The organism is Planococcus ruber (genome assembly GCF_022819085.1).
GTDB lineage: Bacteria > Bacillota > Bacilli > Bacillales_A > Planococcaceae > Planococcus > Planococcus ruber.
In genome coordinates this window covers 346,047-366,087 of the sequence record NZ_JALHAG010000011.1, presented here as the reverse complement: position 1 = coordinate 366,087, position 20,041 = coordinate 346,047, and the positions used below count along the sequence as shown (strand labels likewise).

25 protein-coding genes and 1 riboswitch are annotated in these 20,041 nt (G+C 48.1%); of the genes, 23 read left to right on the top strand and 2 right to left on the bottom strand.

Translation table 11 applies throughout. From position 1 onward, the window contains the following. Window positions 1-10: 10 nt before the first annotated feature. From fliS to flgL, 9 genes are all read left to right on the top strand, one after another. Window positions 11-388 carry a flagellar export chaperone FliS gene (gene fliS / locus MTR82_RS14625; protein WP_246809620.1) on the top strand — a complete coding sequence of 126 codons (378 nt, stop codon included), beginning with the start codon at window positions 11-13 and terminating at the stop codon, window positions 386-388. Window positions 389-563: 175 nt separating this feature from the next. After that, the gene (gene motA / locus MTR82_RS14620; protein ID WP_052653936.1) at window positions 564-1,361 is read left to right on the top strand and encodes a flagellar motor stator protein MotA; all 798 of its coding nucleotides are present in this window, start codon (window positions 564-566) and stop codon (window positions 1,359-1,361) included. After that, window positions 1,351-2,124: a flagellar motor protein MotB gene (gene motB, locus MTR82_RS14615; protein ID WP_246809619.1), complete on the top strand. Its 774-nt coding sequence runs from the start codon at window positions 1,351-1,353 to the stop codon at window positions 2,122-2,124. Before motA ends, motB begins: the two co-directional genes overlap by 11 nt. 17 nt (window positions 2,125-2,141) lie before the next feature. After that, entirely contained in the window at window positions 2,142-2,567 is a 426-nt protein-coding gene (locus MTR82_RS14610; RefSeq protein WP_246809618.1) for a flagellar basal body-associated FliL family protein, read from the top strand. A gap of 63 nt (window positions 2,568-2,630) precedes the next feature. After that, window positions 2,631-3,062 carry a TIGR03826 family flagellar region protein gene (locus MTR82_RS14605; protein ID WP_246809617.1) on the top strand — a complete coding sequence of 144 codons (432 nt, stop codon included), beginning with the start codon at window positions 2,631-2,633 and terminating at the stop codon, window positions 3,060-3,062. Between the two features lie 20 nt (window positions 3,063-3,082). After that, window positions 3,083-3,355 (top strand): flagellar biosynthesis anti-sigma factor FlgM, encoded by a 273-nt coding sequence (flgM, locus tag MTR82_RS14600; protein WP_246809616.1) that lies wholly within the window; start codon window positions 3,083-3,085, stop codon window positions 3,353-3,355. Window positions 3,356-3,383: 28 nt separating this feature from the next. After that, window positions 3,384-3,869, top strand: a complete 486-nt coding sequence (locus MTR82_RS14595) for a flagellar protein FlgN (protein WP_246809615.1) — start codon at window positions 3,384-3,386, stop codon at window positions 3,867-3,869. Window positions 3,870-3,893: 24 nt separating this feature from the next. Further along, window positions 3,894-5,099, top strand: a complete 1,206-nt coding sequence (flgK, locus tag MTR82_RS14590) for a flagellar hook-associated protein FlgK (RefSeq protein ID WP_246809614.1) — start codon at window positions 3,894-3,896, stop codon at window positions 5,097-5,099. Between the two features lie 27 nt (window positions 5,100-5,126). Continuing rightward, a complete protein-coding gene (gene flgL, locus MTR82_RS14585; RefSeq protein ID WP_246809613.1) occupies window positions 5,127-5,945 on the top strand; it encodes a flagellar hook-associated protein FlgL in 819 nt (272 codons plus the stop codon). Between the two features lie 237 nt (window positions 5,946-6,182). Here flgL and MTR82_RS14580 read toward each other — a convergent pair whose 3' ends face one another. Next, on the bottom strand, window positions 6,183-7,025 hold the full coding sequence (locus MTR82_RS14580) for a flagellar hook-basal body protein (protein WP_246809612.1): 843 nt from the start codon (window positions 7,023-7,025) through the stop codon (window positions 6,183-6,185). 18 nt (window positions 7,026-7,043) lie between these two features. Continuing rightward, on the bottom strand, window positions 7,044-7,898 hold the full coding sequence (locus tag MTR82_RS14575; protein WP_246809611.1) for a flagellar hook-basal body protein: 855 nt from the start codon (window positions 7,896-7,898) through the stop codon (window positions 7,044-7,046). 215 nt (window positions 7,899-8,113) lie between these two features. Continuing rightward, window positions 8,114-8,200: riboswitch (cyclic di-GMP riboswitch) on the top strand. 83 nt (window positions 8,201-8,283) lie between these two features. Between MTR82_RS14575 and flgB the strand changes: the two genes are divergently transcribed. From flgB to fliY, 14 genes are all read left to right on the top strand, one after another. Further along, window positions 8,284-8,673: a flagellar basal body rod protein FlgB gene (gene flgB / locus MTR82_RS14570; RefSeq protein ID WP_246809610.1), complete on the top strand. Its 390-nt coding sequence runs from the start codon at window positions 8,284-8,286 to the stop codon at window positions 8,671-8,673. 5 nt (window positions 8,674-8,678) lie between these two features. Then, window positions 8,679-9,134, top strand: a complete 456-nt coding sequence (gene flgC / locus MTR82_RS14565) for a flagellar basal body rod protein FlgC (protein ID WP_246809609.1) — start codon at window positions 8,679-8,681, stop codon at window positions 9,132-9,134. A gap of 385 nt (window positions 9,135-9,519) precedes the next feature. Next, a complete protein-coding gene (fliE, locus tag MTR82_RS14560; protein ID WP_052653897.1) occupies window positions 9,520-9,816 on the top strand; it encodes a flagellar hook-basal body complex protein FliE in 297 nt (98 codons plus the stop codon). A 32-nt stretch (window positions 9,817-9,848) separates the two neighbouring features. After that, window positions 9,849-11,495 carry a flagellar basal-body MS-ring/collar protein FliF gene (gene fliF, locus MTR82_RS14555; protein WP_246809608.1) on the top strand — a complete coding sequence of 549 codons (1,647 nt, stop codon included), beginning with the start codon at window positions 9,849-9,851 and terminating at the stop codon, window positions 11,493-11,495. An 11-nt stretch (window positions 11,496-11,506) separates the two neighbouring features. Beyond that, complete coding sequence (fliG, locus tag MTR82_RS14550) at window positions 11,507-12,520, top strand: flagellar motor switch protein FliG (protein ID WP_052653891.1); 1,014 nt, start codon at window positions 11,507-11,509, stop codon at window positions 12,518-12,520. Continuing rightward, entirely contained in the window at window positions 12,513-13,310 is a 798-nt protein-coding gene (locus MTR82_RS14545; protein WP_052653888.1) for a FliH/SctL family protein, read from the top strand. The genes fliG and MTR82_RS14545 overlap by 8 nt, the downstream gene beginning before the upstream one ends. After that, entirely contained in the window at window positions 13,291-14,613 is a 1,323-nt protein-coding gene (gene fliI / locus MTR82_RS14540; RefSeq protein WP_052653885.1) for a flagellar protein export ATPase FliI, read from the top strand. Before MTR82_RS14545 ends, fliI begins: the two co-directional genes overlap by 20 nt. After that, complete coding sequence (gene fliJ, locus MTR82_RS14535) at window positions 14,610-15,077, top strand: flagellar export protein FliJ (protein ID WP_052653882.1); 468 nt, start codon at window positions 14,610-14,612, stop codon at window positions 15,075-15,077. Before fliI ends, fliJ begins: the two co-directional genes overlap by 4 nt. Further along, window positions 15,074-16,402 carry a flagellar hook-length control protein FliK gene (locus MTR82_RS17170; RefSeq protein WP_246809607.1) on the top strand — a complete coding sequence of 443 codons (1,329 nt, stop codon included), beginning with the start codon at window positions 15,074-15,076 and terminating at the stop codon, window positions 16,400-16,402. The genes fliJ and MTR82_RS17170 overlap by 4 nt, the downstream gene beginning before the upstream one ends. A 20-nt stretch (window positions 16,403-16,422) precedes the next feature. Further along, complete coding sequence (gene flgD / locus MTR82_RS14525; protein WP_246809606.1) at window positions 16,423-16,890, top strand: flagellar hook assembly protein FlgD; 468 nt, start codon at window positions 16,423-16,425, stop codon at window positions 16,888-16,890. Between the two features lie 30 nt (window positions 16,891-16,920). Next, the gene (locus MTR82_RS14520) at window positions 16,921-17,697 is read left to right on the top strand and encodes a flagellar hook-basal body complex protein (RefSeq protein WP_246809605.1); all 777 of its coding nucleotides are present in this window, start codon (window positions 16,921-16,923) and stop codon (window positions 17,695-17,697) included. A gap of 49 nt (window positions 17,698-17,746) precedes the next feature. Further along, a complete protein-coding gene (locus tag MTR82_RS14515; RefSeq protein WP_052653870.1) occupies window positions 17,747-17,962 on the top strand; it encodes a flagellar FlbD family protein in 216 nt (71 codons plus the stop codon). A gap of 14 nt (window positions 17,963-17,976) precedes the next feature. After that, window positions 17,977-18,966 carry a flagellar motor switch protein FliM gene (fliM, locus tag MTR82_RS14510; protein WP_052653867.1) on the top strand — a complete coding sequence of 330 codons (990 nt, stop codon included), beginning with the start codon at window positions 17,977-17,979 and terminating at the stop codon, window positions 18,964-18,966. Beyond that, window positions 18,956-20,020 (top strand): flagellar motor switch phosphatase FliY, encoded by a 1,065-nt coding sequence (gene fliY, locus MTR82_RS14505; protein ID WP_246809604.1) that lies wholly within the window; start codon window positions 18,956-18,958, stop codon window positions 20,018-20,020. The genes fliM and fliY overlap by 11 nt, the downstream gene beginning before the upstream one ends. Window positions 20,021-20,041 lie beyond the last annotated feature (21 nt).

Sequence of the window (20,041 nt, the reverse complement as noted above, 5' to 3'; positions counted from 1 at the left end):
GGGAAATACGATGGCAACGATTAATCCTTATCAGGCGTATCAGCAAAACTCGGTGATGACGGCATCTCCGCAGGAATTGACCCTGATGCTTTACAACGGCAGTTTGAAGTTCATGAAGCTCGCAAAAAAGGCGATGGCGGAGAACAATTTTCAGGAAAAAAACACGAACATCATCAAAGCGCAGAACATCACGCAGGAACTGCGCGTAACCTTGGATCCGGACGCTGAGATATCGAAGAATATGGAACAATTATATGAATACATGTACACGCGCCTAATTGAAGCGAATACGAAAAACGATTTGGCGATTTTAGAAGAAGTCGAAGGCTTGATGGTGGAGCTTCGCGACACATGGAAACAAGTCATGGGGCTTGTGAAGAACGGCTAAAGTTCATGTGGAAATAGAAAAAATAGAACAACTCAAAAAGCGACGGCGCGTCCACGGGGTAACCGAAGCAATAAGACGGGTAAGCGAAGCGGCCTGGCTTATTGCGGGAGGCATCCCCAAAGCGCCGGAGCGAGTTAGAAAACAGATCCTGAAAGAGTGAAATGAGGTTTTTGGTGTGGATAAAACATCATGGATAGGCGTAATACTTGGGTTGGTCGTATTGGTCGGCGGGATGATCCTCAAAGGATCAGACCCGGTCGCTTTATATAATCCGGCAGCGCTGGTCATCATCTTCGGCGGAACGATTGCCGCGGTGATGGTCGCGTTCCCGATGGAAGAATTGAAAAACGTGCCAGGACTGTTCAAAGTACTGTTCGGCGGCCCGAAAATCATTCCGATCAAAGAAATGATTCCGACATTCACGGAATGGGCATTGCTTGCGCGAAAAGAAGGCTTGCTCGCTCTGGAAGAGCGCGCAGAAGAAGTGGAAGATCCGTTTTTGCAGCGCGGCTTGAAAATGGTCGTTGACGGCCAGCCGCAGGAATACATCCGAAGCCTGATGGAAGAGGAAATTGCGGCAATGGAAGAACGCCATGAAGTGGGCGCGAAGATTTTCTCGCAAGCCGGAACATATGCACCGACACTCGGGGTGTTGGGAGCGGTTATCGGACTGGTTTCGGCGCTAGGCCACTTGGATGATATCGCCCTTCTTGGGAAATCGATTTCAGCGGCATTTATTGCGACGCTGTTCGGGATTTTCACAGGCTACGTCTTATGGCATCCATTTGCGAATAAGCTGAAACGCAAATCCGAACAGGAAGCGAAGATGAAAATGATCATGCTGGAAGGCTTGCTTGCCGTGCAGGAAGGCTTACCGGTCCGCACCGTAGAAGAGAAATTATTGACGTACTTGCCGGCGAAAGACCGCGTGTTGAAAGAACCGGAAAAAGTGGGTGGCCAGGTTGAAGCGTAAGAAAAAGCATGAAGATCATGTCGATGAGTCGTGGTTGATCCCCTACGCCGATATTTTGACGCTGCTCCTCGCGCTGTTCATCGTGCTGTTCGCTGCGAGTGAAGTGAACTCGCAGAAGTTCCAGGAAATCTCGCAGTCATTCAATAAAGAATTGCAAGGCGGCACGGGCATCCTGGAAAACCAGGCGCCGGTGGAAACGCCGGATGCGACGTCGAAACTGGCGGATCTCGGGGAAGATGAACCGGGAGACGACGAATCGCCGAAAACGGCAGAAGAAATTTCGTTGGAACAGGATTTCAAAGAACTCGGAGAAGTGCGCGAAAAGATTGAAGCGTATATCAAAGAAAAAGGGCTGTCGAACCGGTTAGAAACGGAATTGACCGGGAAAGGCCTGCTTTTAACGATCAAAGAAGGCGTCTTATATCCTTCCGGAAGCGCTGAAATTACTGAAACCGCTGAGAAAATGGCGGCTGAAATCGCCGAACTGTTGATCACCGATTTGCCGCGGAATATTTATATTGAAGGCCATACCGACAACGTGCCGGTTCAAACGGACGATTATCCGTCCAACTGGGAGCTCAGTTCGGAACGCGCTATCAATTTCATGAAAGTTCTGCTGGAAAACGACAAGCTCGATCCGCGGACATTCAGTGCGACGGGCTACGGCGAATACCGGCCGATCACATCGAACGATACGCCGGAAGGCCGGGCAGAGAACCGCCGCGTGGAAGTATTGATTTCTCCGTACGGCGAAGAAATTTAACGAGATAGAGGTGCACCATGGGGAAGATGAAAGTGTTGGTTATTTTATTGATTGCGGTCGTGGTCCTTGGCGGAGGTGCGATGTATTATTTGAAGAGCCCGGCTGCTGAAGCAGAGAGCGAGAAAAAGCTATCGGCTGAAGAACTGGCGGAAATGAGCATCGATACGGACATCATCACAACGAACCTTGCGACTGGCGAGAACTATGCGGTAGTCCAGTTCAATATCCAGCTGAACAGCAAGAAAGCGAAAGAAGCGACGGAAAAGCGTACAGCTGAAGTGCGGGCAGCGATCATTTCAACTGTAGCCGGATTCACGAAAGAAGAATTGGTCGGCAAAGAAGGCATCGCGATGCTGGAAGAGCAATTGAAAACGAAGTTGAGCGAAACCATCACCGAAGGCAAAGTGGAGCGCGTGCTTGTGACTGAATTTAAATTGCAATAAAATTAAATTTGGACTAAACATTTTGGCAGTGATGCCGATATAAATAATAGAAAGCACCAGGTGATGGATGTGCACTCAAACCAATTGGAAAATTGTGTACTATGCGGCCGGCTTTATTTGAAATCCTACACGGATTTCTGCTTGGATTGCTATAAGGAAATCGAGGCGGATTTCAAGAAAGTCGATGCCTTTATAAAAGACGAAGCGAACCGCGAGGCGACACTCGAAGAGCTGAGCGAAGCAACGGAGGTCTCTGAAAAGCGCATTGCCGATTTTATTCGCGAAGGGCGCATTTACGGGGAGGATTTCCCGAACTTGGGTTACCCGTGTGCGCATTGTGGTACAGTGATTAAAAGGCAAGTGCTGTGTGACTCCTGCTACGACCAGTTTTCGGAGGAAGTCAATCGGACCTTGAAGCGGGACCAACTTGCAGATGAAATCCGCAAGCCGCAGCAACGGGCCGGGAAGTACTGGCAGGTCAAGCAGGACAAATAAACGAACAGGGCGGTGAAGGAATGAATATCGATAAAACAACTGGTTCTTCCTTTATTCAATCTTATCAAAAACAAATGCAGGTCTCGCCGGTGGAGCGGTCTAAGCCGATCCAGAAGGAAGACGAAGTGCAGATCTCAAACCGGGCGAAAGAAATGTTTGAGAAGAATGCAGGAGTAGACATGGACAGACAAGAAAAAATCAATGCGTTGAAACTCCAGATCCAATCAGGCGAATACGAGGTCAATAGTTCAAAAGTGGCCGAAAGCGTCTTTGATTTCTGGTATGACAAATAGAACGCTGCTTTAAAGAGGAGGGTGTCGAATGCTTACCACATTATCCGCGACGCTGGAAGAATTGATCGGCATCCAGAAGCAGCTCCTGGACTTTGCGGAACAGAAACGGGTTGTTTTGATCGAGCGCAAAGTCGATGAGCTGAATGGATTGGTAAAAGAGGAAGCGAAGCTCGTGAAACAGCTGAACCAGGCTGAAAATGAGCGGGAACAACTGGCGGCAGAACTCCGGCAAGAACATCCGGACCTGACGTTCAGCGAGTTCGTGGCACAGCTTCCCGACGAAATCATGAAAAAGCGATTGCAGACACAGATCGGCACGTTGCAGGAGTTGCTAGGCGAACTGCAAGCGAAGAATAAAATCAACGAACGATTATTGATTGATTCCATGAGCTTTGTGCAGCACATGATCGATCAAGTCACGAAAACGAAACAGCAAAACTTCAATTACCAATCGCCAATGGGCCAACCAACATCACAAACCGGCAACCGCGGCTTTTTCGATACAAAAGCGTAAACGTGCCAGAAAGCAGGGAATTACATGGTTTCAACATTTCATGGACTAGAGCTAGGAAAGCGCGGCTTAAATGTCGCCCAAACGAATATCACCACAACGGGCCACAATATCGCCAACGCCAACACAGAAGGCTATTCACGCCAAAAAGTGAACTCCAGCTCGACGCCGTCATTGGATATCTGGACAAATGGCCAAACCAGCCAGCTTGGAACCGGAGCTCAAGTTGACTCGATCATCCGTGTAAGAGACCGCTTTCTGGATGCGCAATACCGCGATCAATCATCAACGCTTGGCGAATGGACCGTGCGGCAAGAAACACTTGGCCGCCTAGAAGTCGCCATCAACGAACCGAGCACGACCGGCCTGAACGCCGCGATGGATGAGCTGAATGCCGCTTGGCAGAATGTACAGAACAACCCGAGCGACGCATCGGCTCAAGCCGTCTTGAAAGAACGTGCGGAAGCGTTTGTTGAAACGGCGCAGGCGATGAATAAATCGATCGGGAACATTACGGCGGATCTTGAATCCCAGCAAACCGCGGCTTTAGAAGAAGCGGGCAGCTTGATGAAGCAGATCGGCGAATTGAACGACAGCATCAAAAAGAACGGCAGCTTGTCGAACGACTTGCAGGACAAGCGGGATGTATTGATCGGCAAGCTTTCGGAGATTGTGCCGGTGACGGTGAAGGATCTGAAAGACGGGACCGCGGAAGTTGAGCTGCCGGATGTCTTTGATACAGACGCGGACGGCGGATTGACGCTGAAAGCGGGAGCAGATGTGCCTGGCGGGAAGTTAGCGGGGATTCAGAAATCGTTGGAGACGGTGAAAGAATACCAAACAGACCTGAACAGCACCGTGAAGAAATTTGCAGAAGGGAATGGGGATTTATTTGCATCCTCTGCAGCCGCTGATTTTATTTCCGGACTTGCGTTGAATAAGAATGCAGATTTGTCCATTACCCCAACAGCTAATTTGGGAGAAGCTCAAAAAGATTTCCGTGCCCTCGTCAGCAAGCTCGGCGCACAAAGCCAGACCGCGATGAACACGGTAGCGAACCACGAGTCGGCACTGCTCGCAACCGACAACCGCCGCCAATCGATCGTTGGCGTTTCCATCGACGAGGAAATGGCGAACTTGATCATGTTCCAGCACGCATACAGTGCAGCTGCCCGCTTTATCACAACGACGGATGAAATGCTCGACACCATCATTAACCGCATGGCGAATTAACGTTTTCAGCAACGGAGGTAGATTGTGATGAGAGTCACGCAACAAATGCTGCATCAAAATTCGGTCCGCAACATGAACCAGAATTTGAGCCGCTTCGAAAAAACGAATAGCCAAGTGGCATCCGGCAAAATGCTTGAGCGTCCATCGGACAACCCGAATGGCGTCAGCCAGGCAATGAGCCTGAAAAGCTCGCTTGCCGCAAACGGCCAATATGAAAAAAATATAAACGAAACCAACTTGTGGCTGGATGAAACCGACCAAACAATCGGCAAAATGACCGACGTGATGCAGCGTGTACGTGAATTGACGGTTAATGGCAACAACGGCACATTGGCGCCGGAAGACCGGGCCACGATTGCGGCGGAAATCAAAGAGCTGGCGAACCAGCTTGAAGAATTTTCCAAAGCGAAAGTGAACGGCCAGGATTTATTCGCGGCAGCTGCAGGTGGCGAGAGAGAATTCACCATCAGCAGCGGCATCACAATCAAAGGCAGTGTATCAAAAGAAGCGTTGTTTGGTCCTGATAATCAGCTGATCCAATCGGTGAAGGATTGGGCAGACAGCATCAGCAACGGCCAAGAAGTAAAGCTGGATGAGTTCGATGCAGGGTTCAATCAGTTATTGAGCGTCCAATCCGAAATCGGAGCCCGCGCAAACCGAGTGGAAGCATTTGAAAATCGCATGCTCGACAACAACTTGCAGCTGAAAAAAATGCTTTCGAGCATTGAAGATGTCGACTATGCAGAAGCGATGATCCGCTTGAAGAGCGAGGAAAGCGTCTACCAGGCAAGCCTTGCCTCTTCCGCTAAAATCATTCAGCCGACATTGATGGATTTCTTGAGATAATAAAAAAAGCTGGATCCCGTTCTGGGATCCAGCTTTTTTGTTTTGTAATTTTTTCGTTAAGTTTTTTATGGCATTCAGAGTTGGGTTTTCAGCGAAATCACCTGTTGGTGCTCCGAAATCACCCCTGGGCGAGCTGAAATCACCCCAATCCCGTTCGAAATCACCCCCAACACTCACGAAATCACCCCGACTTCCCATAAAAAAAGAAGCAGCTGCTGGAAACAGTTGCTTCAAAATTTATCCCCGAATCGTATTCACAAGCCCCATCATGTCATCAGCAAACGAAATTGCTTTGCCTTGCGACTGAATCAAGCGCTGTGTGGCAATGAGTTCAGTCATCTCTTCCGTCAAATCCACGTTCGACGTTTCAAGCGAGCCTTGGTTGATGCGGAAGTTTTTATTGTTCTGTTGGCGAAGGTCAACAATTTGCAACGTGCCATTCGCTAGCTGCTCCGCTTCTGTGCCCGGCAGCTGGTAGCGGTTGCCGCCGACTTTCTCCAGCAGGTTCGGGCGGTTGATGTCTGCGATGCTCAATTGGATTTGCGTCGGCTGTTTGCCAGCGTCTTTATAGGTTATTTGCAACGTACCGTTTTGATCCGCTTTGATCGATGCAAAATCGTTATCGAAGGAGATCGGGTTGTTGTTGCTGTCGAGTACGGCGTCGCCGTTTGACGTCACCAAGTTCACTTGGTTGGAGTTCAATACTGGCTGAACTTGGAAAGAGCCGTCTTTCGTGTAGAACGTTTTGCCTTCAGAAGCCACTCGGAAAAAAGCGGAATCGCCTTGGATGCTGAAATCGAGCGGGCGGTCCGTTTGCTGGATCGATCCTTGCTCATTGCGCAGGCTCGTTTGCGTCACGCGGACGCCAGAGCCGACACGCAAACCGTTCGGCGTTACCCGGCCGATTTCATTGTCAGCGCCTGCTTGCCGATTAATCGACTGGACAAGCGTATCCGAGAAATTCGCTTCTTGGCGTTTGTAGCCGTTCGTGTTGACGTTGGAAATATTATTCGCGATCACGTCGACTTTTTTCTGAAGTTCGCGCATGGAAGTAGCAGCGGAATTCATTTGAATGTTCATCGGTTAAGGACCTCCAGATTAAACGCGGCCAATTTCATTGACTGCTTTTTCCATGCTGCGGTCATAAGCCTGCAGCACTTTTTGATTTGTTTCGAAGCCGCGGTAGGTGGCCATCATCTCGGTCATCGTCTGGGTAAGGTCAACATTCGACTGCTCGATAAACCCTTGCTTGACGAACGATCCGGAATTATTCAGCAAAGCGACAGCTTCCACATTCTGCGGAGCGGCATTCGGAGCCCCTTCCCAGCGGAATAAATCATGGCCTTCTTTCACGAATTGCTTCGGATTTTCTGTGTAGCCAATCCATAAGCTGCTGGTCGCGTCTCCATTTGCCAAAGTAATCTGGCCATTGTCGGCTACGGTAAAATCTGTCGAGCCGACGGGAATCGGCTGCATGTTTTGACCAAGGACGTTATTGCCGTCTGCAGTTTTCAAGAACCCATCCGTACCAACGGAAAACTGGCCGTTTTTCGTATAGCGGACTTGTCCGTTATCGCTTTGAACCGCAAAAACGAGTGATCCTCTTTGTTGGGTTTCGGGATTCAAGGGAAGCAATTCATCCATGAGCGAAAAGTCCGTACTGTTGCCTGTATCTTTTAAAGCGCCTTGGACAAAAGAAGGGATTCCTTCTTGAGCATATACGCCTGTATTCATCTGGCCGATCGGAGTCAGGACGGATGGGCTTTTTACGCCATTCGCTGAAACTTTTCCGGCTTCCATCGCTTGGATCAACTGTTCCGGAAATGCACGTAAAACGGTTTGATCCTGTTTAAAACCCGGAGTATTGGCGTTCGCTAAATTATTTGTCAGGATTTGCTGCTGCCGATTATGGGCAAGCATCCCTGAGGTGGCTGTATACAAACCACGGAACATAAGCGATTCTTCCTTTCGCAAATAAATGATAGAATATTACCGCGTTAGCATACCACAAAAATAGGGCAAAAACATACACAAATATGGAAAAAATAGTACGAAAAAAATTTTGAGTGAAAAATATACAAAAATAAAAAAACATGATACTATAATTTGGTACAATTTTTTGAAAATGGTACTAATTATCGAGACAAAAAAGTAAAATAGTCGTATCATGTCGACAATGGCAAACTTTCTCGAAAGAAAAGGACGCAAAGCCACGGGCCTAAATATCCTCGATACAAGGTAGCCGGGTTGCCGAAAGATGGTAGGTTTTTTATAAATCCACCTTTTCTTAGAGGTGGATTTTTATATGAAAATTAATAAATAGAAAAGGAGCCGAACGATGAATATTTTTCCTCAATCGTTTCAATCACTCGAACAAGCCTTGTCTGTATCAGCTTTAAAACAAAAAGTTCATGCAGCGAATATCGCCAATGTCGATACCCCGAATTACAAAAGCAAACAAGTAGATTTTCAAGCGGCTTTGAATAACGCTGCAGCCAACCAAAAAATGATGGGCAACCGAATGAATAACCAGCCGTTTGGATTAGCCGGCATGCAGCCCATTATAAAGGAAAATAATGGCACTGCTTTTAATCCAAACGGCAATAACGTCGATATGGACTATGAAATGGCGGAATTAGCGAAAAACCAACTACACTATAATGCACTGACAGAGCGAATCAGTGGAAAACTTAGCACTTTAAGCACTGTTATTAACGGAGGTAGGTAAGTAAAATGAGCTTGTTTAACGGATTGAACATTAGTGCTTCAGGTTTAACGGCAAACCGTTTGCGGATGGATGTCGTGTCTTCGAATATTGCAAACGCAAATACGACGAGAGCGGAATTGGTGAACGGGGAATGGGTTCCTTACCGCCGCAAATCAGTTCAATTGTCCCAAAGCGGCATCTCGCCTTTTCAACAACAACTTCAATCGGCAATGAGCAAGGGGAACTCCCAAGTCTCCGGCGTCACCGTTTCCAAAATTGAAGAAGATCAAACCCCTTTTGTTCAGACTTACGATCCTACCAATGCAGATGCGGATGAAAATGGCTATGTCCAATCACCGAACGTTGACCCGATCAAAGAAATGGTCGACTTGATGTCTGCGACCCGCTCGTATGAAGCGAATGTTACGGCCATGAATGCTTCAAAAAGCATGTTCATGAAAGCATTGGAAATCGGTAAATAAACCCTTTATAAATTGAATTGAAGAATCAGCTTTTATACATCGCTTCGGTCGCTCTGGGCGGTGCAAAGATAATGCTCCTGCGCAAGCTCGTCGCAAAGGAGGCGCCAAAAGTTCTTGGCGCTCCTTAGCTCACGCAATAAGCCGAAAAGGACACTCGTCTTATTGCTCCGCTCAGCCCGGGGACGCGCCGGCGCTAAAAGACACTCTGATATGGAGCAAAACAGCGGAGACTCCTGCGGGACTAGCGAAGTGCGGAGATCCACTCGGGCTTCCAGCCCGAGTTAGCTTAGCGCGAGCCCGCGGAAAGCATAGCTGTTTGGCGGAATATCCGTTTAATATTGCTATTCAGTTCAACTTATATAATTACATCGTTATGGAGGCTATGATGGAAAAAATAAGTCAGATCCAAACCCCAATTATTCAAAACCAATCAATCGCAAAACCCCAAACTGAAAACAAAACAGAAGGCTTTAGCGAAATTTTTAAAAAGCAACTAGAAGAAGTGAATAAGCTTCAAAACACATCCGACAAATTGACGCAGCAGCTCGTAACCGGCGAAGTGGAGGATGTTTCGCAAGTCATGGTCGCTGCCCAGAAAGCCAGTCTTTCTTTGCAACTGACGGTACAGGTTCGCAACAAAGTAGTGGAAGCCTACCAAGAAGTGATGAGAATGCAATTATGATTCTTAGCGCAAAGAAGAGGGATGTATGATTCATGAAAGAAAAACTAACCGGTTATAAAAACAAGGCCCAGGAATCCTGGGGCAATTTATCTCCGACGATCAAGTGGACGGTGGCAGGATCGTTTTTTGCAACAATTGTGCTGATTTCCGTTTTTGTGTTCATGAATTCCAAGACCGACTACGCGGTGCTGTATTCGGACCTGTCGGCTTCAGAAGCAGGCGAAATCAAAGCCGCCATTGAAGGCCAGGGAATTCCCGTCGAAGTTTCGGCGGACAGCAAAACGATCAGCGTTCCGGCAGAACAAGTCGCTAACTTAAAAGTAAGTTTAGCGGCGGACGGCATTCCAGAGAGCGGAAACGTCAACTACAGTATTTTTAGTGAAAATATGGGGTTGGGAATGACGGACCGCCATTTTGACGTGGTCGAACGCGATGCCATGCAGAATGAGCTGGCGAATTTGATTAAGCAAATTGATGGTGTAACGGAAGCCAATGTCATGATTACACTGCCAAAAGAAAATATCTGGATTACGGAAGATGAGCAGGTGGCTACCGCCTCGGTTGTCATTCAAGGAGATCCGGGCTTCCAATTAGACCAGAGACAAGTCAACGGGCTGTACCATTTGATCAGCAAAAGTGTACCGAGCTTGCCGGCAGAAGAAGTAGTCATCATGAACCAGAACGGGCAAGTTTTTGAGGCCGTCGAAGAAGGCGAGATCAATACCACGTTATCGGTCTATCAGCAGCAAAGAGAAATTAAAAAAGATATTGAAAAAGACATTCAGCGTGAATTGCAGCAAATGCTTGGAATGACGCTAGGGCAGGATAAAGTGGTTGTATCAGTTATGGCGAGTGTCGATTTTACAAAAGAAAAGCGCGAAGAAAATTTGGTGGAGCCGGTCAATACCGAAACCGGTGAAGGCATCGATTTAAGCGTCGAACGAATTGTTGAATCGTATTCAAGCGAAGGTGCGGCGGTCGAAGCCACTACGGGGACCGGGGACACAGAAATTGCCAACTACCCGGCAGCGGGGGAAGGCAATACGAGCGAATCTGAAAAAACAGAGGAGCGCATCAACCGGGAAGTCAATCGCATCAACCGGCAGATCGAAGCAAGCCCTTATGTGATTGATGATTTGACCGTGAATGTGGGAGTTGAACCTCCCAATCCACAGAACGTAGCAAGTTTAACCCAGGAAAACATCGATGACATCAGCAATTTATTGAAAAACACAGTAGCGACAGCGCTTAGCATGAACGGCACGGAAGTCAGCGAAGAGGATCTGGATGACCGCATTTCCGTATTTGCTACAGAATTCCAAGGAAAGCCGGAACCGATTGTCGAAACACCGGTGGTCACTTCCTGGTGGAGCAAAATCCCGGATGGCGTTCTGTTAGGAATAGCCGGAGCGATGGGATTATTGATCATCGTCTTGATCGTCGTGTTAGTGAAACGCAGAAGAAAAGTGGATGACTATGAGGATGTGGATCTTGATTTCGATATGTTCGAACAGCCGATGAGTCTAGACGACGGTGGCGGCATCAACGAAATCGAAGAGATCGATTTGTCGGAACTGGGCTCAAAATCAAATCCGAAGCGTAAGACAATTGAGAAGCTGGCTAAAGAACGCCCGGAAGATTTCGCGAAATTGCTGCGCTCATGGATGGCAGATGAATAGGAGAATGGCGCATGTCTAAACGGACAAAAGGATTAAGCGGCGTCCAGAAAGTAGCCGTTTTACTGGTGGGATTAGGGCCGGAAGTATCTGTTGAGATATTCAAACAGTTGACGGAGGCGGAAATCGACCAATTGACGTTGGAAATTTCAAATGTGCGGCAGTTGAAAAACAGCCAGACGGAACAAGTGCTCAATGAATTTTACGGGATGATTCTAGGACAGGATTTCATGAATGAAGGCGGATTGGATTACGCGAGGGATATTCTGGAAAAAGCGCTGGGGAAAGATAAAGCGTTGGAGACCATCGGCCGTTTGACGAGCCGTTTGGAAGTGAAGCCGTTCAGCTTCGCCAGAAAAGCAGATCCGAATCAGATCTTGACGGTTTTGCAGCATGAACATGCACAGACAATCGCATTGGTCCTATCTTACTTGGATCCGAAACAGGCTTCGCAAATTCTTTCGCAATTGCCGCCTGCTAAGCAAGCAGAAGTGGCAAAACGAATTGCGATGATGGAAAGCACTTCTCCGGAAGTGATCCACCAAGTGGAGCAGATTTTAGAACGCAAGCTTTCAGCTACGGGTTCACAAGACTATACGTCGACTGGCGGCGTAGAAGCCATCGTCAAAGTATTGAGCAAAGTGGACCGTGGGACGGAAAAAGCGATTCTGACCGAACTCGAAATGGAATCTCCGGAATTGGTCGAAGAAATCAAGAAACGCATGTTTGTCTTTGAAGACATTGTGCTTCTCGATACACGCACCATTCAGCGCATTATCCGCGAAGTGCAGGATATCGATCTGGTGTATGCATTGAAAGTGGCGAACGAAGATGTCAAAGAAGGCATCTACCGCAACATCTCGACGCGCCGGGCAGACAGCATCAAAGAAGAAATCGACACGATGGGCCCGATCAAGCTGAAAGACGTAGAAAATGCCCAAACGAACATTGTTTCATTGGTTCGCAGCTTAGAAGAAAAAGGTGAAATTACAGTAGCCCGCGGAGAAGGGGAGGAAATGATTGTCTAATATCATTCGATCCTATCCGTCTTCCAAACTGGAAAAGAAAATTATCCAAACAAAAAAGATCGAAAACAAGGCATTTCAAATAGAGGTCCCAGAATTGGACCCCGTGCAACAAAAACAGAATTTATTGCAGGAAATTGAATCGCTGAAAGTGCAGCAGGAAAACTTGCGGAATCAACTCCATCTTGACCAGGAACAAGCACAGCTTGAAATGGCCAACTGGCGTGATTCGCAGCGCGAACAAGCTGAAATCGAAGCGAAACAGTTAGCTGAACAAGCGGCAGAGCAAGGTTTTCAATCGGGCTTTGATGCCGGCATGGCTCAAGCCGAAGAAGAATACCGGGAAAAACGGTTGTATATGCAGGAATTGATCGAACAAGCTTATGAAGAAAAAGCGAAAATCGTTAAGCAGGCTGAACCGTTCCTGTTATCAATGAGTGTCAGGATTGCTGAAAAAATTCTCAAAAAGGAACTTAAACAGCATGATGATCAATTGGTGAACATCGTCCAGCTTGCACTGAAGCATCTTGAAGAGTCGGAAGATGTCGTGATGCAAGTCGCTTTAGAAGACTACCCGGTACTATTACCCTTCTTCGACGAACTTAAAACCTATATTCGCGGAGATTCCGAATTAAAATTAATTCCGGTCGCCAATCTTTCAAAAGGCGGCTGCATGATCCATACAGCGAGCGGCTCTTATGACGTCACAGTCAGCGGGCAGCTCGAAGAAATCAAACGCCAATTACTCGCTTACAGTGAGGAGCAGACAAACCATGAACCAACGCACAGATGAGTACCTGGAGTTGTTAGAAGAAATCGAACCGGTGAAAAAGCACGGCAAAGTGATTCAAGTCATCGGACTTACGATTGAATCGAAAGGGCCCTATGCGAAAATCGGTGAACTTTGCCTTCTCTATCCAAACCATTACGAGCGGCCGATCGAAGCGGAAGTGGTCGGCTTTAAAGAGAATAAGATTTTATTGATGCCGCTTCAGGACCTTTCACAAGTGGGCCCGGGCTGTTTGGTCGTCGCAACGGGAGTTCCGCTGCAGATCAAAGTGGGCCCTTCCATTCTCGGGAAAATCCTGGACGGCACGGGAAAACCGCTCGATGAAAGCACATTGCCGGCAGGATTGACGAAATACTCGACGAACAATATGCCGCCGAATCCGCTAAAGCGGCCGCGCATCACAAAATCATTGGAAGTCGGTGTCCGGGCCATTGACGGTTTGCTCACAGTCGGACAAGGCCAGCGCATCGGCGTATTTGCCGGAAGCGGCGTCGGGAAAAGCACCTTGCTCGGAATGATCGCACGAAATACCGAAGCGGACATCAACGTCATTGCGTTGATCGGCGAGCGGGGACGCGAAGTCCGGGATTTTATTGAACGCGACCTCGGCCCTGAAGGCTTGAAGAAATCCGTTGTCGTCGCAGCGACGTCCGATCAGACACCGCTTCAGCGCATCAAAGGAGCGCTCACTGCGACGGCGATTGCAGAGTATTTCCGGGACCAAGGCAAAAACGTCATGCTGATGATGGACTCGGTCACGCGTTTTGCAATGGCGCAGCGCGAAGTCGGCCTTGCCGTAGGGGAGCCGCCAACGAGCAAAGGTTATACGCCTTCAGTATTTGCACTGCTGCCGAAGCTGCTGGAACGGTCCGGAACTTCAAGCAAAGGATCGATCACCGCTTTCTATACCGTCCTCGTTGACGGCGACGACATGAACGAACCGATTGCCGATGCCGTCCGCGGGATTCTCGACGGCCACATTGTGCTCGACCGGAAAATTGCACAAAAAGGGCAGTTCCCGGCGATCAATATCATGTCGAGCGTCAGCCGCGTCATGCATGAAGTGGCAACAAAAGAACACAACAAAGCTTCGGTGGAATTCAAGCGCCTGCTTGCCGCCTATGAATCTTCTGAAGACCTCATCAATATCGGCGCTTACAAAAGCGGCGCCAATAAAGAAATAGATGATGCCATCCGTTCCTATCCGCTGATCCGTGAATTCCTGCAGCAGGATATCTACGAAAAAGCCAAGCTGGAAGAAAGTGTTGAACGGTTAACCGAACAATTTGGAGGAGTTAAAACGTGACGCAATTCAACTTTCGATTTCAAAAGATCCTTGATTTAAAAGGAAATGAAAAAGGGTTTGCACAAATCCAAATGGCCGATGCCATCAAACAACAAGAAGCAGGATACGAACGCAATGCAATCATTTACCAAAAGCTTGCAGAAGCCGAGCATATGAAGAAAGAAAAGCAAGAAGACGGCGTCAACATTTCCGAACTTCGCATGCTCGTCAATTACATCCATCAGCTTCAAGAACAATTGCTTTCTTCCAACCGTGAACTGGAGCGGCTGCAGAATAATGTGTCCAGATCCCAGAATCATTTGCAGGAAAAAGCGCAAGAAGAAAAAACTTGGGACAATTTGAAACAGCATAAAGCTGATCAGTTCCATGAACAAAATAAAATCATCGAGCAGAATTTCTTCGATGAAATGGCCAGTACGCGTTTCTACCGCACATCCCAATCCAATATCGCTGAAAGAGGGTGAATCCGATCGACGCCTTGAAGGTATCTTTTCAACCACCGGTCAACCAGACCGCAAAAGCTTCTAAAACGAAAACCGAAGGAATGGCTGCAGAACTTGGCACTTTTTCTCAGCTTCTGGCTTCTGCTTCCGCCGAAACAACGGAAACAGGCTCTGAACTGACGACGGAAATCCAAGCGCAGCTGGAAGAAATCTTGAAGGTTCTTCAGGATTTGCCCGCAGAGGACTTGTCTCCTGAGCAGCAAGAAATGCTGGCTGCCATCATGCAGCTTCTATCCCTTCAAGTGAAACAGCTTGAAACCAACCTGGACGAACAGAATTTGATCCAAGCAAAACCGACAAGTCCAGAAGTTGTCTCCGCTGCACCAGCAGGAGCCCAACAAACCACATCGGTTTTGTTGCAGGAGATCCAACAAAAACTCCAGCAACTGATGAATAACGATATTACAGAGTTCGATATGCCTAGAGAATTTATGGGGGTTGAAGCTGAAAATCTATCAGCAGACCCTGAACAACTTGAACAAGCAATGAAACAGTTGACCCAAATGGTACAAGAACTCGAAGACGCAGAAGCGATGACGGGGAAAGCGACCGCTTCGCAGCAATCCGAAAAAATAGAGCAAGTGATGAAACAATTGTCTCAATTAAATCTGGAAGTTGAAGCGCGCGAAGCAGTGGCAGAAACAGCCAAGCCGCAGCTGGCTGAATCCGGGCGATCGGCTCAAACGGTCCCTATGCTCCAAGCGCTCGATGTCGAGAGCGTAGCAATGGAAGCGGCGCCGCAGCCAGAAGCCCCTGCAGCTCCAATAGAAAGTTCGAAAGCCCAGGCCGTTCAACCCGTACCGCGTGCTGAAGCGACTCCGGCAGTCCGCATGACGAATGTGGTTGAAGATTTAAGCGGACTTCTTCGCGGTTCGCTGCGTTTGAGCGGCACTGGTGAGAACGCGCAGATCAAAGTGAGCATTTTCCCGGAACATCTCGGACATTTGGATATCCGGCTGACGACTGTTGACGGCAAGGTGGCCGCCCAGATTTTCACGAGCAGTTTAGTGGCGAAAGAAGCGATTGAAATGCAGCTGAGCCAATTGCGCCATACAATGCTTCAGCAAGGCGTCAATCTCGACCGCATTGAAATCACGCAGCAAAGCTCAGAGCAATCATTCGGCCAGCAAACGGCACATCCGGAACAGCGATTCAACCAGCAGCAAAAGCAAGGAGCGCCGAACGGCAAAAACGGTTATCAGCGAATTGAAGAGGAAGTGGTAGCCGCAGCAAGCCGCAGCTTTACTCCGGACGGTTCAATGATGAAAGTCGACTACACAATCTAACCGGAGAAAGGAGCGTTTCCATGAATGTAGCTAATTCAACTTCAGTCAGCACCCAAACAACAGCGGCAACAAAAGCAAGCGAACCGAACAATGCGCTTGGCAAAGACGCCTTCCTGCGGATCCTGGTCACGCAGATGAAAAACCAGAACCCGCTGGAACCGTTGAAAGATACCGAATTTATTGGCCAGATGGCGCAGTTCAGCAGCCTCGAGCAATTGACGAACCTCAACACGACAATGACCAAATTCGTCGGGGGGCAAGGAAACTCGTCCTTAAGCGATTACGCCGACCTGATCGGCAAGAAAGTTTCTTATGAACAAACCGAAAACGGAGAAGTGAAATCAGGAGAAGGCATCATCAAAGCCGTATCGATGAAAAACGGCGAAGTGGTGTTTGAACTTCAAGATCTTGACGCCAAACTCCCAATCGGCTCCATCCAACGCATCGAACAAGCCACGGACCTAAAAAATGAAGAGGAGACCGTCTGATCCAGCCGGTACTCGAAAGGGGAAAATCACATGTTGCGTTCAATGTATTCAGGTGTTTCAGGTATGAAAGGCTTCCAGACAAAATTAGACGTGATCGGCAACAACATCGCTAACGTCAACACAATCGGCTACAAGAAAAGCACAATCAACTTCCAGGACTTGCTTAGCCAGAACTTATCAGGCAGCGGCGTGAACCCGATGCAAGTTGGGTTGGGGTCAATGACGGCTGCGATCAATACGATCCATACACCGGGCTCTTCCATGACAACGGGTGTTGGCACGGATTTATCGATTATGGGAGATGGATATTTTGTAGTTCAAGATCCAGATAATGCAGCGAACAGATTTTTGACACGTGCCGGCAACTTTGTGTTAAACAGCACGGGCCAACTTGTTAACCCGCAAGGCTATCAAGTAGTCGGAACGAACGGGCCGATTACTATCAACCCGCAAACTTACGATTCATTCACGATCAACGGCCAAGGTGAAGTGTATGCAAAAACCGCAGCTGGCGCTGAAACCTTGATCGCAAACATCGGGATTTCTAATCCGCCAAATCCTTCAGGATTGAGTAAAGTCGGCGGTTCGCTATATGAAATCACAAACGCTTCTGGCGGATCTACTGCTGTGCAGACAGTCGGAAATGCTAATACACAATTAGGCACCGGCATGCTTGAAATGTCAAACGTTGACCTTACGGAAGAGTTTACGGAAATGATCGTGGCGCAGCGCGGATTCCAGGCAAACTCACGGACCATCACCACTTCTGACGAGATTCTTCAAGAAGTCGTTAACTTGAAACGCTAATTTGGGAGGGACAGGCTGAGGGAGGGGATGCCCCTTCTCAGCTGCTGATATGATCAAATTGACAAAATTGAACCGGACGCCGTTTACGCTGAATGCGATTTACATCGAACGGGTCGAAACGATTCCGGATACCGTGGTGACGATGCTTTCGGGCAAGAAAATCCATGTGCTGGAATCCGTGGATGAAGTCATCGACAAAGTGACGGCTTACTATCAGAAGATCAACCTTCTGCCAAGTCTGCAAAATCCAAATTGGGATGAATGAAGGGAGGGACAACGGTGGAAAATCTATTGACGGATGAAAACATTGAAGCGCTGCTTGCGACCATTAAAGCAGAAGCGCCGCAGCCGAAAGTGGAGATGAAAAAACGGAAAGTGCAGACTTACGATTTCAAAAAAGCGCTGCGCTTCTCGCAAGACCAGATCCGGACATTGACGCGGATCCACGAAAACTATGCACGGCTCTTGACTTCGTATTTATCGACTTTATTGCGGAGCTACGTACAGATTTCTGTAACTTCGGTTGAACAATTCTCTTATGAGGAATTCATCCGCAATGTGCAGAAGAAATCGGTGCTGGGCGTTTTCAAAGCTGCGCCGCTCCAGGGCAGCATGCTGATGGAATTTTCTCCGGATGTCACTTATATCATGCTCGACAGAATGCTTGGCGGCCAAGGCGATATTGCCCCGGAGCCGAGTGATCTGACTGAAATTGAATTGAGCGTCATCGAACGGGTCTTCATCAATGCATTAAACAGCTTCCAGGAAGCCTGGTCTTCCGTCGTGAAATTAAATGCGGAACTGAAGGAAATTGAAGTGAATCCGCAATTTCTGACCACTTCCCCGCCAAATGAAACCGTAATTCTGGTTTCCTTGCATGCGAAAATCGGCGATGTCGACGGCATGCTCAATATTTGCCTGCCGCATGTCGTCTTGGAACAGGTCTTGCCGAAATTATCAGCGCGCCACTGGCTGGCCAATCAGAAAAAAGCAATCGAAAGCCATGAAGCAGTTGCGCTTGAAAAGAAAGTGCAGAACACCCAAATGGAAGTCCGGGCTGTTCTTGGGCAGTCGATGATTGAAGTCGGGGATTTCCTGAACTTGAAAGTCGGCGATGTGATTCGGCTGGACGAAGCTTACGACGATCCGGTTGTCGTAATGGTCGATGAAAAACAGAAATTCTTTGCGCAGCCCGGTGTTTCAAAAGGCCGGACAGCCGTACAAGTCACTGCGGTTTACGGAGAAGGAGAAGAAGTGAATGACAACTGAGAAATTGTCTCCAGATGAAATCAATGGCCTGCTTGGCCAAGGAGCGGAGGGAAAACCGATGTCCACAAATACATTAATGCAAGTTGAAAAAGAAGCCTTAACGGAACTGCTGACGGTTTCACTCGGCGGTTCATCCACAGTGCTTTCCACGCTGTTCAACGAACAAGCGAAAGTGAGCACGCCTACCATCTCCATTAAACGAAAAGACGATTTACTATCGGCGACTGCCGCTCCTTTCTTCGTTGTGCTTGGGGAATATACGGGAAGCGCTAAAGGCATCCAAATTCTTTCAGTCAATAAAAATGATGTCCACATGATGGCAAAAGCGATGGATGCAGAAACTGAATCTGTCGATATGGAAAAACAGTTTCAGATGCTCCAGGAAATGATCACAGCGATGTTTGCTTCAGTGACCCAGTCCATGGAAGCGGTGCTTGAACAGGAAATTTCCTATTCATTGTCCGGCATGGACGTTGTGGAGAAGCAAAAAGATTTTCCGGTGTCAAAATTCACCCAGGAAGAATGGTTCGTTGAAGCGGGCTTCCAAGTGAAAATCGGCACCACAGACCAAGCGGATTTCCATCTTTGCATCCCGGTGCCGCTGGCGAAGCAATTAGTGGGGATTTTAACGAACGAGGCAGAGGAAGCGTACGAAGAGGAGCCACAGCAGATGCAATATGAACCGAACAACCAAACACAGTCGACAAGCAAGCTAAGACGGACGAACGAAGAACTGACTATCCAATCGGTGCAGTTTTCAAGTTTTGACGAAACAGCCTCCGTTCAATCTGAACCGAATAATTTGAACATGCTGTTGGATATTCCGCTCCAAGTGACGGTGGAACTTGGGCGTACAAAACGGATGGTCAAAGAAATCCTGAGTGTTTCCCACGGTTCCATCATTGAACTGGATAAGCTGGCGGGAGAGCCGGTTGACATTTTGATCAATAATAAATTGATTGCGGTAGGAGAAGTGGTCGTCATCGATGAAAACTTCGGCGTCCGCGTCACTGACATTCTAAGTACAGCAGACCGCATTTCTAAATTGCGCTAATGCTTGAAGCAAGGAGAACAT

Coding starts and splice junctions, on each gene's coding strand:
- fliS (WP_246809620.1), top strand. CDS start 11: ATGGCAACGATTAATCCTTATCAGGCGTATCAGCAAAACTCGGTGATG.
- MTR82_RS14610 (WP_246809618.1), top strand. CDS start 2,142: ATGGGGAAGATGAAAGTGTTGGTTATTTTATTGATTGCGGTCGTGGTC.
- MTR82_RS14605 (WP_246809617.1), top strand. CDS start 2,631: ATGGATGTGCACTCAAACCAATTGGAAAATTGTGTACTATGCGGCCGG.
- flgM (WP_246809616.1), top strand. CDS start 3,083: ATGAATATCGATAAAACAACTGGTTCTTCCTTTATTCAATCTTATCAA.
- MTR82_RS14595 (WP_246809615.1), top strand. CDS start 3,384: ATGCTTACCACATTATCCGCGACGCTGGAAGAATTGATCGGCATCCAG.
- flgK (WP_246809614.1), top strand. CDS start 3,894: ATGGTTTCAACATTTCATGGACTAGAGCTAGGAAAGCGCGGCTTAAAT.
- flgL (WP_246809613.1), top strand. CDS start 5,127: ATGAGAGTCACGCAACAAATGCTGCATCAAAATTCGGTCCGCAACATG.
- MTR82_RS14580 (WP_246809612.1), bottom strand. CDS start 7,025: ATGAACATTCAAATGAATTCCGCTGCTACTTCCATGCGCGAACTTCAG.
- MTR82_RS14575 (WP_246809611.1), bottom strand. CDS start 7,898: ATGTTCCGTGGTTTGTATACAGCCACCTCAGGGATGCTTGCCCATAAT.
- flgB (WP_246809610.1), top strand. CDS start 8,284: ATGAATATTTTTCCTCAATCGTTTCAATCACTCGAACAAGCCTTGTCT.
- flgC (WP_246809609.1), top strand. CDS start 8,679: ATGAGCTTGTTTAACGGATTGAACATTAGTGCTTCAGGTTTAACGGCA.
- fliE (WP_052653897.1), top strand. CDS start 9,520: ATGGAAAAAATAAGTCAGATCCAAACCCCAATTATTCAAAACCAATCA.
- fliF (WP_246809608.1), top strand. CDS start 9,849: ATGAAAGAAAAACTAACCGGTTATAAAAACAAGGCCCAGGAATCCTGG.
- fliG (WP_052653891.1), top strand. CDS start 11,507: ATGTCTAAACGGACAAAAGGATTAAGCGGCGTCCAGAAAGTAGCCGTT.
- fliI (WP_052653885.1), top strand. CDS start 13,291: ATGAACCAACGCACAGATGAGTACCTGGAGTTGTTAGAAGAAATCGAA.
- flgD (WP_246809606.1), top strand. CDS start 16,423: ATGAATGTAGCTAATTCAACTTCAGTCAGCACCCAAACAACAGCGGCA.
- MTR82_RS14520 (WP_246809605.1), top strand. CDS start 16,921: ATGTTGCGTTCAATGTATTCAGGTGTTTCAGGTATGAAAGGCTTCCAG.
- MTR82_RS14515 (WP_052653870.1), top strand. CDS start 17,747: ATGATCAAATTGACAAAATTGAACCGGACGCCGTTTACGCTGAATGCG.
- fliY (WP_246809604.1), top strand. CDS start 18,956: ATGACAACTGAGAAATTGTCTCCAGATGAAATCAATGGCCTGCTTGGC.